Origin of the sequence: Reichenbachiella sp. MSK19-1 (assembly GCF_003590315.1) — a bacterium.
In the GTDB taxonomy this organism is placed as follows: Bacteria; Bacteroidota; Bacteroidia; order Cytophagales; family Cyclobacteriaceae; genus Reichenbachiella; species Reichenbachiella agariperforans.
Map to the genome: position 1 here is coordinate 390835 of NZ_MIER01000015.1, position 18716 is coordinate 409550.

Consider the following 18716-nt stretch of genomic DNA (forward strand, 5'->3'; position numbering starts at 1 on the left):
TCTATTCGCAGTACAAACAGAGCTCTTTAAAAATCAACTAAGACATCATCAATGATGTACCATAAACTTCTTATAATCAAACTGATGTAGCTCTCCCTTAATCGATAGAAAATATATTCCTGATGGAAAATCAGAGGTTTTCAATCTAAAGGTGTCAGCACCTAATTGAACTTGTCCTTTCTCAAAAACTCTACCTGTCTGATCAAAAACCACCCATTCTAATCCTTCATTCATTTCAGAAGTAAATTTAACAGATATTTCTTGGTCAGAAGGGTTAGGATACATATTGAAATCTAGGTAAGAAACTTCCTCTCCAGTGCCGAGAACCCCATTACTAGCAGAGGCTTTTCCACTCACGAAAGCTGCACCCGCTACAGAACTTCCTGCCTTAACAATTTCAGATTGATACACTTCTTTCGTCTGTCTGTTCTGTATAAATACGATCGCTGCTAATTGATCATCATCTGCGATATTTGACAAATCCCATTGAACATTCAGTGTGGACACATCTCCATCTGCATCAGTCGGCGACCCTATCGGTAGCACTTCATTCATACCTAGATTCGTAGAAAGCTTAATATACTGTCCGGAAGCATCTGGCAACAGCTTTCGAAGTACATTCCTATGCTCCTCAACTCCTCCAATGGACTTCACAACTTTCTGCTCGATAATCGCAACATACGCGATCAATTCTTCATCTTCTGCTATTCCTTCTGGTGTATTCACTGTAAAAGTAATAGCCCCTTGTACCTCGTTCTCTGAAGCAGAAGCATCCCCTTCAATATCAATAGTAAAACCTGGATTACCCAACGAACTCAAAATCAAATCATTAGTAGTCCATGTCAATAGATTCTTTTGGTTCGGATTTCCATTTTCAAACACATTAGACCCTTCATTCCCGTCTAGAAAAGATGTTACGGCATCTACATTATACCAACTACGCCTTGCTCCTGGATCTGAGGTATTCAGTACATAAAAAGGATCTTTAACATCTGTATCAAAACTCAAATGATAAGCAATACCTAATTGATCTTCGGATAATCCCGCACTAATAAGTACATCCGATATTTCACTATCCAAACTAGCAGTTGCTGTATTATAATCATCTGCTCCTTCATCATTTGAAATGCTGTAAAACTGCTCTACAAGCACATTTTTAGAACGTTCCTGAATCGAAAAGTCATCAAAAGCAAATCCAAAAGGCTTTGTAGAAGAGCCTGTCACTGCTGTAGATGCGATTGCAAACCTAAACCGCACATTGGTCAAATCACCTTCTACACCATCCAAACTATGCCTAGCAGATGCCCAAGTCAACTGATCTGCGGCTCCTGACCACCCTGTAGAAGTCAGCGTATTGTTATTCTGTGGTTCCTGTTGTTGCCCAGGGTCTGAACCTACATTATCCCAATTGTACCACTCAAGTCCAGATTTGATTCCATTGACTCCTCCATCATTATATCCGAGTACTTTCCATGAAGTACCATCATCTACACTATATTGTATCGCTACACCATCCTTAGAGTCCTCAAACTGATACAGCACATTGAAGGACACCATAGGTTTCTCCATTTCAGAAATATCAAAAGACGGGCTATACAACCATGAGTCCTCTGCTCCAAAGTAGCCAACAGATGCGTCATCACGAGTATAGAGTGTAGACCAAATATACGGACCTGAAGTAGTTGGTTTCTGTGGATCAGAACCAATTATCCCATCAAAGTCTACCGACTTCCAAACCCAACTCTTTTCTCTCAATGCCAATAGTCCTGTCGAATCATTTATTAATAGAGCATTATCCTTCAATGTCTCTGCATACCAACCATCCTCATCAGGATCAAAATTTCCAGATTCAAAAGTCTCAATATATGGCTGATCTGGGGTCACCTTTATCTTTGGCAAGATATTTACATCACGTGTCAAGGTCGTAGCACAGTTAGCGTCAGTAGCCAATGTAACAGACACTTCATAATTGCCTGGGGTATCATATTGATGCTCCACAGGTGTAAAATTAGCTTCATTGCTAAATGTTGCGTCTGTCCAAACAGTATCCGCTCCTGATTCAAACCTCAAACCTATTCGATCAATATCAGCATTGTCTAAAAGTAATTCATCAATAACGAATGTCGTAGGTTGTCCAGCAGTCACAGACTCCCAAACAAAAGCTACAGTAGGGCTAATTTTAACATCCACTTGCGCTGTGCTCAACTCAGATCGACAATAGTCCATACTACTAGCCGTCACAAAATTGGTATAGTCAGCATATAGTTTGGCAACAAACTGTGCATTTCTAACCCCTACTAACTCAAACTTCTTTGATACATTTTGTCCCTCATCAGTTTCATTATACTCGTCATACAAGGGTACATCGGCTCCATCCTCAGTCTCCCAAGCCCAATAATAAGACAACTCTCCTTCATCATAACGTGAATTAGTAGAGACAGAAGCCGAAAAGTCAATACTAGGATTGACACACCCTCCGTCTACAATAAATTCAACTTCTGGCTGATCATAAAGTGTTATTACTTTTTCTACAGAATTGGAACATCCACGCTGATCTGCATATTCATACCTCAAAACATATTCAGCACTTACATCAGTCGAAGTTACTTTAATACCTTCGGTATCATGGTTACCCCATCTAGAAGGTTCAAATGTAGCCTTAGAAATACTCCCTGATAAATTTGGTATAATAATATCATTGACGAAAAACTTACCATCATCACCTCCAATATCTACCGCGGTACCATCAACAATAAAATCTCCAAAAGAATCACAAATAGCAAATTCACTCGAAGAGTCAAAACCTGTCGTTTGAACACTGCTCAGGCTCAGTTCTGTAAGTGGATTGACCACAACCATTTCACTAACATCATTAGTACAACCTGTCCCTGGATCCGTATAAGTAAAAGTTACAGTGTGTGTGGTAGAACTCCCCCCTTCCTCTACTCCAATGACACCATTGTCATCAGTGGCAAAATGCGCTACACCGGGCAAAAAGCCTGCAGTACCATCATTATAATTCGTGATAGCCGTATTATCCGTACTCAGTGAGAAGACGCCAGAATTTGCAGGGTTAAGACCTATTACACCAATTAACTCTACCTCATCAGTACTCACACAATACTCTCCTGCCTCACTTCTTGATCCTGATTCTATGTTAGGGATATTGAGACTTAATGCAGGCAATGGATTGACACTTAAGGTAAGTTCAGTCCTCAAGTCTGTATCATACTCACTACTCTTACACCCATCTTCAGTAGCTATAATGAAGTAATTCAAGTCTACATCTGTATTGTCATCAATAGTAGGGAATGACGGATGATCATCAGCTAAAATCTCCGAGCCATCTGTGCTTTGAGAACTAGATATTAAAGCCGTCAGCCCCGTATTTGAATACCAGCTATATGTCGCACCGTTGTAATCCGATGTATTTTCAATAACCAGTGTAGTGATAGTCTCTCCAGAACAATAGGAAAAGTTACCATCAGCATCTGTACCCGCGACTACTGGTGTAGTTGGTATATCATTAACCACAACTTCAAACGACGTATAAGAGCTTTCGCATCCTGCAAACCCAGAGGAATTGATATTCTCGTTAGTCAGTTGAGACACTAAATAATGATTTTGATCAGTATTAACATTGGCAACCCTCATATTAGCATACAAAGGCGTAAAGACATTGCTTAAAGACTTTTCAGAGCGATACACATCCGCTCCATCAAAATCATCATTGATACTATTTACATCCTCTTGAATCCAATTGTATGTTCCTCCCGCGGAATTAAGAACCTGAAAATTAGGAACAATAGTACTAGCTCCATTGTCGCATAGAGCGACAGATGTCAAGTTCAAGACTGGAGCAGCAGGATTTGACAGAATATGTATTGAGATAGTCAATGGCTCACTCTCACACCCTGTAAAGTGCGGGTTATTAATATCCTGTGCCTGTGTGACATAAAAGGTATAATCCCCAGCACTCGGACTACCATCTAAACCTAATACACTCGTTGGTACAGCATCTAATATTGTAGCCGTAGTTGCGTCATTGTCTGTGGTATCTATACGAGCACTAGCTACACCTATGTCTGATAAATTTTCGTACCAAAAAAATAATTCTCCCGAAATATCCTCTCCAGTCACCCTCAAGTCAGATACAGTTGCCCCCGTACAATAGTAAAAATCAGTAATAGCAGAAGAAGCTTCTACAGGCTTGCTGGGCACATCAAACACATTAATCTTCACGGTGACCATATCTGCTTCTAAAGTCTCACATCCATCATGGATAAATTCGGAACCAACCTTCACTGTATCTATTAGTTGCGAAACAAGGAAATAAATACTACCATCACTGGCTTGTGTAGCATCTGATATACCCAACTGTGAACCCGTCACAGTGTTCGAACTCGTCCTATATCGTGGGTTGGTAGGTTTATTCATAGATCCATCTAACAAATACCATAAAAATTCAGCATTTGGGCTCCCGGTAAATGAAATCGAGAGGGCATTGAGATCTCCCTCACAAACACTCAACTCCATATCGTCCGTCGCATCTTGATCATTGGCTGTTGCTACTAGCACTGGCGCTGCTGGGTCAGGGAATACTGTAATGGTTACTTTCACTGGCTCACTTTCACATCCTGAATAACCAGAAGTTTGATTGACATTAGTAGTTTGAGTGACCCAATAAGTATACACTGTAGTATCTGTAGCAGCTGTTGTATTACTAAAACCTCCTTCAGCAATTAACTCCGATTCTTTGACCGTCACGTCATTAAATGACCCTACCGTGATCAATGTAGAACTAGGGCCAGAACCTGTACCATCATCTGTGTACCAGTTATATTTGGTATCATCTAAGCCTGGAGCAGCTATAGTACCCAAATTATCTCCATTACATAGATAGTACTCAGTCCGTCCATTGGTAAACTCTGTAGTATCTGGCTTGCTCGGAACTATATAAGAAAAGAACTCAACCTTGGTCGTATCACTATAGCTACCAGCAAATTCCGCATCACTATCGAGGTAAGTACTATCATTTTGTACATGAACAATATAGACCAATGTATCACTACCTACATCACCATCAAAACCTAAATAGGCTGGTGTAATTGTATTCGTGGTGATTCGAATCGTATCAGTTTGATCTTCATCCATGAGAAAGAAATAAGATCTCGTCGCTGATATATCATTTGTCAAAACAATATTGTCTATACTCAATGAACCATCTTGACAATACTCAAACACATATTGATTATTGCCCAATGCAGCCCCACTAGATCCAGCTCCAGACAAATTCAATGCTGGGGCAGGAGTAGTGTTATGAACAACAGTTGTGATTTTTCTTACATCAGACTCACAGCCTGTGAATCCAGATGAGTTGATATCAATGTAGTCATACTCTGTCAAGTAAAACACCTTGCTAATACCTCCATTCGGAGTAGAGGTATTGAATAGCGTTAATGAATCGAGTGTATACCCATCTGTTCCTGTGACACTACTTATTTCTCCAGACTTGTCAGGGTTGTTGTACCAAGCGACCTTGTCTCCCGTTACCTTCGCTCTAAAATCAGAAATCGTATCTCCAGCATTATATTGTAGATAGTAGGCATCATCACTGTCTAATCCTCCAATACCTGACAGGTCATTCAACAAAACAGGCAACTCTGGTGTAGAAAGCACCTCAAAATCAGCCGACGCACTAGATGTACATCCTCCAGGTGTTATTCCTGCCGATTCGTAAAACAACGTATAATAACCATCCCCTCCCAAATTCACTGGCTTAAAGAACGTCTGGTTGTTCGTACTAGAATGAGCAGTAGTTCCATTAATTACTCTACTAGAATAATTATAGGTAGCAGATTCTGTCGACCTACCGCTATCGGTATATTTAATGATCCAAAATCCATTATTTACCGTAGAAACTCCATTGGCAGGACTACCTGTATAAACATCTACATCTACTTGAACAGTGATTTCACTTTCATCATCCTCACAATAGTATGCATCTACCCCTTCCATACTCAATGTAGGATCTGGATACAAATAAATATCTTTTTCAGCCGCAACAGATCGAGATGAACCGTCATCAGCAGATACTATATATACAAACCGTAAAGTATCTACCTCGGTACTTGAATTGGTGAAAGAAGAAGGATTCAATCTCCATTCTCCATTCGAATATGAAGGTGTTCCTGCTACAATACTTGGTCTATTATCCCCTCCTGAACTAGAAGCCCCATCATAAGACAACAATGTGGACGCTATATTACCACCAGTAGATGATGAGACTCCCCCTACAGCACCTATACTGGTATCAATACTACCATCTTTAATATAATACACCTCTAGCCCATAAAAATCAGGGTTAGCCGTATCTGTTCCATTTACATCTATACCCGATGGGTTAAAGATCACTTGCAATTCTGCTTCAGCATCTGTTTTACAAAGATTGGTTGATTGACCTAACTCAAAAACGTTAATTGTTTCGTTGACTGTAAACTCAAGAACCTCTTCGAATGTCGCATCAACTCCAGATGTCACATTTTCCCAATTGATATCTATCGTGTGTGTGCCACCTGAGGCAACACTCGGAATAAAATCTATGGATGCCGTACCTGCAGTACTTTCAAAACCACTTAAGCCATTTCCATTAAAAGAAACGTTTTGACCAGAGGGATGCACGACGGATAACTCTGTTCCTACATTATTCTCTCCAGCAAATACCGACTGTCCTTCCGAGTTAGTGACATCATCAAGAAAAGCCAATGAATACACAATAGAAGGACCTCTAGAACTAACACCATTGACAGATGTCTCTGTGATATAGAACGTGTACACCCCATTGTCATCAGAACCCGTCCAGTCTGTAATGTCTTCGGACATAAAATCTCCAATCGTAGGTGAAATACCTGTAGAAGGTACTGCAGTTGCTTGATACACATCATCAGTCAAAGACGCGTCTCTATAAATGGTGATTGTACTCCCAACTATAGATGGCTTAATTGTCAAGGGAACTGACGCACTTGGATCAGTCGTTGATCTATAAAGTGCAACATCGTCATCATTGTCACCAACAACTCCAGTTGAATTCTCCACTATAGTAACCTCACCTGTCATATCTCTTTCTATCACTACACTTGTTGACTGTAATGCATTACTTGCTACATCCTCATATACACTCGACGACTTAGCATAAGCAACAGTCAAATCCCCAATAGAGTTGAGATAACTCGCTACGGTCAATGTTAGTTTTTCACTAGAAGCAGAAACCCCTGTAACGGCATATGACGTACCCGCCTCATCTGTGACAGTAAACTCACTAGGCTCATTCGTGTCAATCGAAATATTCTCATTCAAAGTTAACGTGATGGATACTGCCCCACTCACTGTATTTGCACTTTGGATTGTAGGTTCTATACTGTCAAAATCAATACTATAATCTGCCGAAGCATCATTGGTATTGCCTGCTACATCTGTCACAGTAGCAGCATTTAAACTAATCAACACATTGCCATCAAAAGCATCCGTAGGATTAATGGATAGAGTATACTTATTCGTACCTGGTCCTGCAGTCACACTGGCAACTACTCCATTGGTCACTGTAAAGTCTCCAATAACTGGCGCTGCTGTCAATGCCTCATTAAAAGTAGCAACGACATCAAATGGATCTCCATTTTCAGGATCAGACAGTGCATCTGAGAATGAAACAGAAGGGTTTTGATTATCCAACTCCACATCAACACTAGTCGTGAAACTATTGCCCGCAGCATCTGATGCAGTAATACTTATCGTAATCGTACCATCTTGCAATGAAGAAATATCCGCAGCAGAACTCGTCCATGCTCCAGAAGCTATCGTAGCACTCGCACTCACTGCTGTAGTTGCTGGATTAGTATCATCAAAGCTGAGCGAAACTGTTCGTCCATCTTCTATACCCGTAACTGTTCCTGATACTACCACATCTTGATCTTCCGCTCCATTGACAACATCATCTATTTCTATAGGTGTCCCAACTGTTATATTTGCTGATTTATCGAGGGTAACTGTCTCATTGTCACTGGTAGAATTACCTGCTACATCACTCACAGAGGCTGTTACTGTGATGGTTCCTTCGTCCAATCCCGATATATCAACATCACCTGTGCTCCAAGCACTACCTGATATATTCGGCAATGCAGTCACTACTGGGTTAGTACCGTCATCAAAAGTAACAGTTACGGTTCGACCTGATTCTACATCTGAGGTAGTCCCTGAAACTACAATGGTTTCAGACTCTGATAGAGAAACGATATCATCACTTTCTATTGGTGTGGTAATGGCAAGACTTATAGATTTGTCAATAGTCAAGGCAGTGGTAGCCGAATAACTATTGCCTGCTACATCTGATACACTTACCGAAACATCCACTCCTCCTTCGTCCAAAGTGGACAAATCAATCCCTGTTGCAGACCATGCTTCGGATAACACAGTAGGTGTCTCCGTGATGGTATTTGTTCCATCAGTCAATGTAATCGTCACTGTACGACCATTCTCGATATCTGTTGCTGTACCACTAATCATGAAGCTGACTACTTCACTATTGTTGATTGTTTTTTCTGCGACAGTCGATGGAGATGAAATTTGGAGATCTCCTGATTGATCCAAAACAGCAGTTGAATGAGCATCAGTGGCATTATTCCCTGCTTGATCAGAGACTGACACATTGATGGTAATCGTTCCTTCGTCCAGTCCACTGATATCAGCATCTGTAGATGTCCATGCATTGCTGATCACTACAGCACTAGAAGTCACCTGAGCAGTACCCACATTGGCATCATCATAGGTAATACTCACAGTCTGGCCAGTCTCGACATTTCCAGTTGTTCCTGAAATAACCAAGGCACCATCTTCAGAAGAATTAATATAATTGTCCGTAGAAATAGTTGTACTAATCGACACAGTCGCTGTCTTGTCATAACTAACCGCCGTACTCGCCTCAGATGCTGCATTACCTGCATCGTCACTGACATTGGCCGTGATGTTGATCGTCCCTTCTACCAACGCTGACGTGCTAAAATTAGCAGTAACCGACCAAGCATTAGCATTTACATTGACTGTTTCATCAAAACTATTAGTCCCATCGGAAAAAGTAACCGTCACGGTATTTCCATCTTCGACCTCAGTCGTCGTACCTGATACCACCACATCGGTAGATTCGGTAGCATTCACTACAGCATCCCCTTCTATAGACGGACTAGTCGTGATGGCAATGGTCGCCGTTTTATCAAGATCAAAATTAACATTAGCCGTATTCGTATTTCCTGACACATCAGATACTGATGCATCGATATCTATTTGCCCATCATTTAATCCACTGACATTTACATCCGTTAAAGCCCAAATATTTGGCGTTCCAGCCACGACAGTCGCATTCTTGGTAATTGAATTAGCATCCCCTACATCAGAAAATGTCACTTCTACGATTTGACCTACTTCAGCGTCTGTTGTTCCAGATACATCAATAGCTCCGCTTTCTGCAGCACTCACATTCGCCTCGAAAGTCACAATAGCCAAAGCTACACTCTTATCTAGTTCAGCACTTTGAGTAGCCTGAGTTGCAGCATTTCCTGCATTGTCACTCACATCTGCCGTAATCGTAATGGTACCAACAGCCAAAGTACTAATATCCGTAGCGGCTATACTCCAAGCATTGCTAGCTACAGTCGCATTAATAGGTCCAACTTGGCCCGTACCAGTATCATTGAAGTATACCTCTACTGTATTTCCATTTTCTACTCCCGTAGTAAAGCCACTCACAATGACATCATCAGATTCGGCATTATTGATGTAACCATCTCCTTCGATAGGTGTCGCAATACTAACAGTAGCACTCTTGTCATAAGTCAGTTGCTTACTCGCAGTAGCGGTATTACCAGCATCATCGGTGATCGATACCGATACAGTAATTAACCCTTCGAGCAACGTTGTAATATTAAGCTCTTCTCCCGAAATAGTCCATCCTGCTCCCGAACCAGCTGTAGCATCTGCATACGCCGTTACTGTGGTAGACCCATCAGAAATCTTTACCGTAATATCATCTGCGACGGTATTGACATCTGAGGTAGTTCCTGTGACTAAAACATCCTCATCCTCGGCACCATTTACAATATCATCTGATTCTACAGTGTTGATCGTAATACTGGCTAGGTTGTCGATGGTAAGTTGAGTAGAGCTAATGGTAGCACTGTTACCCGCATCGTCAGTCGCACTGGCTTGTATGTTGACTGTTCCTTCTGGATAAGCACTTAAGTCGATTTCTTCTGACACCCAAATGCCTCCAATTCCTACAGTTGCTGTTGGTGCTGGTAAAATTGGGTTTGCATTGTCTTTATCCCTCACCGTCAGCGTAATCGTTGTCCCTACAGGCAGACCTGTACTCGTCCCTCTAATCAAAACATCCGCTATTTCCCCTGTATTGATTCCGTTATCTCCTTCGAGCGTCGCATTGATTGCAATGGATGCCGTTACATCATACACAAAGTTCCGAGTCGCAGTAGTCGCTACATTACCAGCAGCATCTGTTACATCTGCTGTAACTGTTATTTCTGATTCGGTCAGTGAAGTTCCTGTGATATCAAAAGCATGACTCCAAGCCTCACTTGCGACCACCACACCTGCTGGTGTGTAATCATTCGTCCCATCAGATAGCTCCAAAGTAACTGAAGCGCCATCATTGACACCAACTGCTGTACCCTGAATCGTAATATTCGCATCGTCTTCTGTACCATTAACATAATCATCACCTTCAACAGTGCTAACCGTAATTGCCGCTTGTTTGTCCACAGAGATAGTAAGTGGAAGACTAAAATCAGTATTAGTTACATCCCCATTGACACCATCATTCGCAGTAAACACAATGGAAGCATTGTTCACTTCATCCATATTATTACTGAGCCTAGACAGATTATACGCTCCAGAACCACCACTCAGAGGAGCGATATTAGAAAACCCTGAATTCAAAGTAGTCAGATCGGCAGTTACAGTTACATCTTCTGAGACCACCACATTTAAGATTACCGTTTCTCCAATCCCATATAAATTATCCCCACCATTGTCATCTACTGCAGTAAAAACCGGAGCAGCCCCATCTATGTATTGCTTTGGTGCTTCTGCATCTGACATTTCATTCAAACTGCCACTGGTTTCCAAAATGGAACTAGTTCCTCCATCATTATAATAAACCTCCAGTCCAGAGATTCCAGTTCCCACTATTTCGTCGGATAAAAAATTCAAAGAGAGTGTAGTCCCACTAAAAGTATATACTGCTGCATCAATCATGTGTGGTACATTACTAGCATCTTCGATTACAAAATAATCATCCGTGCTACCATCAGTCAGCGATACTGATTCACCAAACACCAATTCTACCTGATCAATAGATCCATTGACATCCGTATCCTTCCAAGTGGCAGAAAGGATGATAGGTTGAGCACCATCCATTGCTTCAAAATCTGTAACATCTTCCAATACATTGGACTGTGTTGACAAATCCTGTACGTCATCACCCCCAGCAGTAAAGTCTAACTCAAATACACCAGAGCTGCCTGTATTGACAGGCGTCCATGTCAACGTGACAAACTCATCGTTGTTATCAGTATCCGTAGCGATATTAGCTACACTAGATGCAAAACCAGTGACTACATCTGTTCCAAGCATATCCGTTACAGAAAATCCTCCAAACGCATCAATCATACTGAGATCACTAATAGACTCAGAAAACCTAAGCTCCATTTTATCAGATTTCCCATCCGCATCGCTATCATAAGTGAGCGCTTCTAACAAACCAGGTCCTGCACCATCAATTGTTCCTATAAATGTCTGTAATGACGAAAGTGTGTTACCCGTGACATCAGGTACCGAAGTAGCATTTAATACAACAGAAGGTGACACTTCTGTATCATATTCATTCCAAGCAGAAGAATTTGCATCTGGATTTTCTGTGAGTTCTATAGATACTAATTCATTGTCATCATTAGCATCACCAAAACTAACATTTTGAATTTTGATAGCAGACTTGGTATAAATACCAAATATGCCTCCTCCGTCTATATTTCCAAAATCAGCAAGTACGATTTCTGAACCATCCACCGCTTCAGAAAATGTCAAATACAGATGATCAATCAACCCGTTAGTATCTTCATCTGCTGTCTCAGCAGCTATAATCATAGGAGCCGCAGCATCATCCACATTGACTGCTGTCCCAGTAATCGAAGCATTGGTACCATCTGTCACACTACCTGTGGTATTTAAATTACTATACCGTATAGTTGTAGTAGCAATGGATGTGCTATTGGATGTCGCTCCTGACACAGTCAGTTGCACATCAGTCCCTGACACAGATCCGCCAGTGATAGATAACCCCTCGTCATTCGTATCAAAACTCCAATCATTAGACTCATACGTCGAACCTGTAATATCTTCAGAGAAAGTAGCATCCACTCTATCAACCGCACCATCTTCATTGACGTCTAAATATGCCGCACTAATCACTACTGGAGCTGCATTATCTATATAACTCTGTGCTACATCATCGTCAGCAAGTTCAATACTCCCAGACCGTGACCGAATATATCCACTCGCTGCTTGATCATAGGTTACCGTTAGATTAGTGATATCTGTTCTTTCGATTTCTGTAGCAAGATCAATGGTAATGGGCGAATCAAATGCCGGTCCACTTGTATCATCCCAGTCCGCATTGGTCTGGTTGATTGGAGTGCCATTGTCAGCTATCACAAGACTAGGTAGTCCATCTCCTCCTCCACTAGGATCACTAATATATACCTCTACGTTAAAGGCAACAATTACTTGATCAATTTCACCATTGTTATCCGTATCATTCCATGTAGCACTACTGATCTCTATATCTGGGAAATCAATAGTGACATCCGTAATACTCACTGTGGTAGCTGCATTCGTTCCGTCAGTTCCATCAAAGTCTATTCGGTAAGTCGTACCATCTACCAATGTTGGTAAATCGGTCAGTAAATCAATTGTTCGAGTCCCTCCGTTAAGCTCAGTCCCTGAGAGATTCGCTGTATGAGGACTACTTCCATCTGCAGTCCCTCCTGTTCTTTCAAAAATTACGGTACCTGCAGTGATCGTTTCCGAAAGCGTGTAGCCTACTGCTGAGGTCGAAACAGTTGAAGAAGCACTCGGTAATAGTGCAGAAAAAACAGGAGCAGCTCCATCTACGGAAGTTTCTGTAGAAGCGGCGACTACATTGCCAGCAGCATCTGTGATTTGGGAAGCTACAATGTCTAAATCTGGCGTAGCGTCCGTATCAGCACTACCACTCTCACTGATCGTTAGAGTAACCTGAGTAGAATTATCTACCGTTACAGCATCAATACTGTATGACTCCCCCGAATTGGTAAAATCATCAAATCCTCCTGTATTGTCTACATCAATCGAACTGCCATCAATAGGATCATCAAATACGACAATCAATCGATCAATCTGTCCATCGCCATCGTCATCACCAGTGGTCACCGAGCTAACAGATGGGGTGGTATTGTCAGCCATAAAACTCTGCGTTTGAATTGCAGATTGATTGCCTAAACCATCTTCTGCTATAAAATGTACATAATAAGTCGCCTCTGCTATGGCTCCACTAAATGTAATCCCTTCCGTTTGATCACTACCTGTTCCTGATATTGTAAATGTCCCTTCTTCTCCTATATCATCTGTACCTGTTCCATCTTTGATATTAGCCACTGTGATGGACCCACTCTGATCACTACTGTGTATGGAATAATAAAAATCTCCTGTCTTATCCACATTGTAGACCATAGACATACCTGTATTAGACACGGCTGTAACACTACTAGAAGTAAAAACGGGTACCGAAACGTCTGCTGTTACATTCTCAGACTCAATCGTGGAATTGTTGCCCGCTCCATCTTGAACCAAGTAGTGTACATAATAGACCACAGCATCAGACAGTGTCAATGACCCTATATCAAACTGTTGGCTTCCTGTTGCCCCCACAGCACTACTTGACCCTACTAAATTGGTCCCTGTACCTGAGCCATTTCCTCCTTCGTCTTGACCTGCTAGCACTTGTGCCACACTTGGTACATCTGAATCTGTAGTCGCTACATAGTACAAGACTCCTGTCTCATCAGGATTAAATGTTAAATTCAATTCTGAGTCTCCTGTATGTGTCAAACTCGACCCTGTGATACCAGGTACCGTCCCGTCAGCCATAAAACTCTGCGTTTGAATTGCAGATTGATTGCCTAAACCATCTTCTGCTATAAAATGTACATAATAAGTCGCCTCTGCTATGGCTCCACTAAATGTAATCCCTTCCGTTTGATCACTACCTGTTCCTGATATTGTAAATGTCCCTTCTTCTCCTATATCATCTGTACCTGTTCCATCTTTGATATTAGCCACTGTGATAGACCCACTCTGATCACTACTGTGTATGGAATAATAAAAATCTCCTGTCTTATCCACATTGTAGACCATAGACATACCTGTATTAGACACGGCTGTAACACTACTAGAAGTAAAAACGGGTACCGAAACGTCTGCTGTTACATTCTCAGACTCAATCGTGGAATTGTTACCCGCCCCATCTTGAACCAAGTAGTGTACATAGTAGACCACAGCATCAGACAGTGTCAATGACCCTATATCAAACTGTTGGCTTCCTGTTGCCCCCACAGCACTACTTGACCCTACTAAATTGGTCCCTGTACCTGAGCCATTTCCTCCTTCGTCTTGACCTGCTAGCACTTGTGCCGCACTTGGTACATCTGAATCTGTAGTCGCTACATAGTACAAGACTCCTGTCTCATCAGGATTAAATGTTAAATTCAATTCTGACTCTCCTGTATGTGTCAAACTCGACCCTGTGATACCGGGTACCGTCCCGTCGGCTATAAAACTCTGCGTTTGAATTGCAGATTGATTGCCTAAACCATCTTCTGCTATAAAATGTACATAATAAGTCGCCTCTGCTATGGCTCCACTAAATGTAATCCCTTCCGTTTGATCACTACCTGTACCTGATATCGTAAATGTCCCTTCTTCTCCTATATCATCTGTACCTGTTCCATCTTTGATATTAGCCACTGTGATAGACCCACTCTGATCACTACTGTGTATGGAATAATAAAAATCTCCTGTCTTATCCACATTGTAGACCATAGACATACCTGTATTAGACACGGCTGTAACACTACTAGAAGTAAAAACGGGTACCGAAACGTCTGCTGTTACATTCTCAGACTCAATCGTGGAATTGTTACCCGCTCCATCTTGAACCAAGTAGTGTACATAATAGACCACAGCATCAGACAGTGTCAATGACCCTATATCAAACTGTTGGCTTCCTGTTGCCCCCACAGCACTACTTGACCCTACTAAATTGGTCCCTGTACCTGAGCCATTTCCTCCTTCGTCTTGACCTGCTAGCACTTGTGCCGCACTTGGTACATCTGAATCTGTAGTCGCTACATAGTACAAGACTCCTGTCTCATCAGGGTTAAATGTTAAATTCAATTCTGACTCTCCTGTATGTGTCAAACTCGACCCTGTGATACCAGGTAAAGTATTATCATAAGTAAACACCGTACTAGTTGCAGTAGCTGCAGGATCAGCTGCAGCATTTTGATAAGATAACACTACAGTGTATTCTGCGCCATCAACCAATGGATTACTAGAAGTAGATCCTGAAATCACATTAGTACTACTACTCAAATCAGCTCCTACAAGTGAACCTGTATGATTAGCTGCACTCTCATATGGAGTATCGAAAGTAACTATATGAGGAGAATTACCATCTGCACTTCCTCCTGCCTGGGTAAAAGTCATTGTGACTGTACCAGTACTAGCGGCTTCTGGCAAAGTAAAGTCTATAGCAATATCCCCATTGTCAAAACTATTATCAGACGGGGTAGTCAGCGTAGGTGTAGCTGTTTGCCCATATACAGTAAAGCCAATGGAAAACAGTCCAAAAAATGTCAGTACTAAGATTCGAAAGAATGGTAATAGTGTATTCATATACTATGACAGTTATGACCGCTGGTCAGTATTATTCAATTCAACAACAGGGAGGCTAATCGTAGGAAAGGCTTTACTCAACTCGATTTTTACATATCCGAGAAAAGGAATTGCAAAGTAAACTCTTTTATTCCAATAATATTTTAGCCTTTTCACGTATCTCTTACTTTCACTTAAACTCCCCTCTTACGTTGGTTTTCATCAACGACATCATGGAGGTAGATCCAAAATCGATGGTAGCTCCAATGACTAACGCTCCATCCTCCTGCAATAGTATGGCATTGGCCTGATCATTGTCCTCACTCCCATATATCCTAAAATTGTCGGTATCCAGATTCCCAAACCCATCTGTTCTAAAAATCACAATCTCATTTTCCTTAAACTCTCCTGAAGGGCTCGTATAGGCATTTAACTGCCCTGCGATATAGATATTCCCATTGGGCAAGCGAATCAAATCCTTTCCCTGCGTTCCGCTGGCATTGAGCCCAAGCGACTCGTTACCTACCACATCTATCGCAAACCCTTCTGAATCAGACTCTGGCAGTGCCTTAGGCACTTTCAGGTAAAATGCTTTTTCATTTTGGTCGTCCCCTGTAGTACCTACAACCATGAGTGAGTTACCATAGGAGATGAAATTGGCCGCAATGTCATTCTCTGTCGTTCCATACAGTGTACTGTTAATGTAGGCACCACTTGATGGATTAAACTCCGCAAGAAGCACATCCTCATTGCCATAGCCTAGATTGCTACCAAAAGGAATCGTTACCGTAGATAGGAGAAAGTAATCTCCATCAGTCTCCATCAACTTGATACCCGTATCTTCTAAACGTAGACCGCCGATATCCATCCATGAGGGAGACAAATTAGGGTCTTGCCAATCTGCTCCAGCATCTATGGCCATCAATAGTATACTCTGAGGATCAGAGGTGTATATATTATTACTCCATGTCTCTACACTACCCAGTATGATATACTCGTTGGACGACTCGTTATACAACACATCTGCGCCCAATGTCGATACATATCCACGGTCTGTTATGTTGGTACCAGTTCTATTGTCGTAGTACTGGTACCGCAGCGAATCCACAACCTCCCCAGACGCTACGTCTATATTAAACATCAAAATACTGAGCGTGTCCGACACGTCACTGGTCCCAATAGCCAGTAAATTCTGATCATTATTGATGAGACGAACTGATTTAGGCACATCTTGACTCGCCGATCTAAATGTATTGCCATGGTTATAACCATAGGTCTGTTGCCATATACCATTACCAGCTGAGTCTGTTTTGATGATGTAAAAATCAAAATCACCTGCCTCTTTGTTATTGGTATAGCCTAGCATCAAAAACTCATTGTCTACCGTCTGAACCATGTCTACCATCTGTTCGGTTGCGGTACTTCCAAAATACTTGACATAGGTTTGAGAAGGAGGGACACTATTCGGATCCTCTTCCATACACCCCACCATAGCCAGTGATACAAATACAAACAGATATTGTCTCCAATAATTTATCATTTCGTACCTACTTTTTTTGATTCAATTTTTTGAGTTTCTTTTCCGAATACTTTTTCGGGTTATAGAATGATTTGATAAAACCGACGGTCACCGCAAGGTGATTTAGTGTCAAATCATCATCTACATGTGCCATTTTGATTGTGAGGTCATCAGAAGCATACCTATTCTGTCCATTGACGAAATTGGCCGCACCGACACTATAACTCGCCTCAAAAAACAATGAGTTGGTACGCTTAATATTGATTTTCAGCCCCAACCCTCCAAAATAAGACCAATTCGTTTTGTTCCGCATATCTAACTCCATCAGATCCAAACCTGTCAAAAATTTAGTAGCCAAACCTGCTCTATCCCCTGTCATACTAGACTTGAGCAGGAACCCATAAGATGCACCTCCTGTGATATAAGGAGTCACGTTTCCTAACGGAAAATTGTACCTCAACCCTAGTGGGAAATTCATCCACTGCTGATTTTCTAACAAAGACACTTCAAAAGAATTGGCATTAAAATCATCATTTGATCCGTTACTCAAAAGCTGAGCTTGTACTTCATAGGATGCCCTCAGGTATTCTATGCGTAATAATATTTCAAGGTTCTTAACAACCATATACTCGATACTCAGCCCCCCTTTAAACCCTAGAAGTGAACCGTACTCTTTTGACAGGTCTGTTCCAGAATCATCACGATCAAAGCCCTCATTATTGAAATTATAAGTCCCGTATTCCTGCATAGAATGAACTGAAGCATAGCTCATACCTGCATACACACCTAATCTAAAAATAGGCTTTGATCGGTATTTAGCAAAGAGCAACTTGAGCTCGGCTGGATCATTCGGGTCATTCTCGGGATGTTCAGGATCCACCAAAAGCAAGTTGACTACAGCATCCTCAGCATCTGGCTCATTATCCATAAACAAGTACACCAAAGCCAGCAAACGATAAGCTCTGATTCGCTCCTCTTTGGTAAAGCCTGATTTCGCATCTAGTAGGCAAGAACCTTCCTTTAGCTTTTTGGTCACTTCATACAAGCGACCCGCTTCGTACAAATCCTCTGCCTCACTTAACTTCTGTGTACATCCGCCCTGAGCATATGCTCGAACAGATAATCCTAAGATCAATACAAGTGGAATTAATATTTTCTTCAAACTCTC

The 18716-nt window shown here is 41.6% G+C and carries 3 protein-coding genes; all 3 read right to left on the reverse strand.

Annotated elements, in window-relative coordinates:
• Positions 1 to 48 precede the first annotated feature (48 nt).
• Positions 49 to 16050, reverse strand: a complete 16002-nt coding sequence (locus BGP76_RS09935) for a T9SS type A sorting domain-containing protein (RefSeq protein ID WP_119844551.1) — start codon at positions 16048 to 16050, stop codon at positions 49 to 51.
• A gap of 169 nt (positions 16051 to 16219) precedes the next feature.
• Entirely contained in the window at positions 16220 to 17569 is a 1350-nt protein-coding gene (locus tag BGP76_RS09940) for a hypothetical protein (RefSeq protein WP_147407445.1), read from the reverse strand.
• A 7-nt stretch (positions 17570 to 17576) separates the two neighbouring features.
• Positions 17577 to 18710, reverse strand: a complete 1134-nt coding sequence (locus tag BGP76_RS09945) for an outer membrane beta-barrel protein (protein WP_147407446.1) — start codon at positions 18708 to 18710, stop codon at positions 17577 to 17579.
• Between the last annotated feature and the right edge of the window lie 6 nt (positions 18711 to 18716).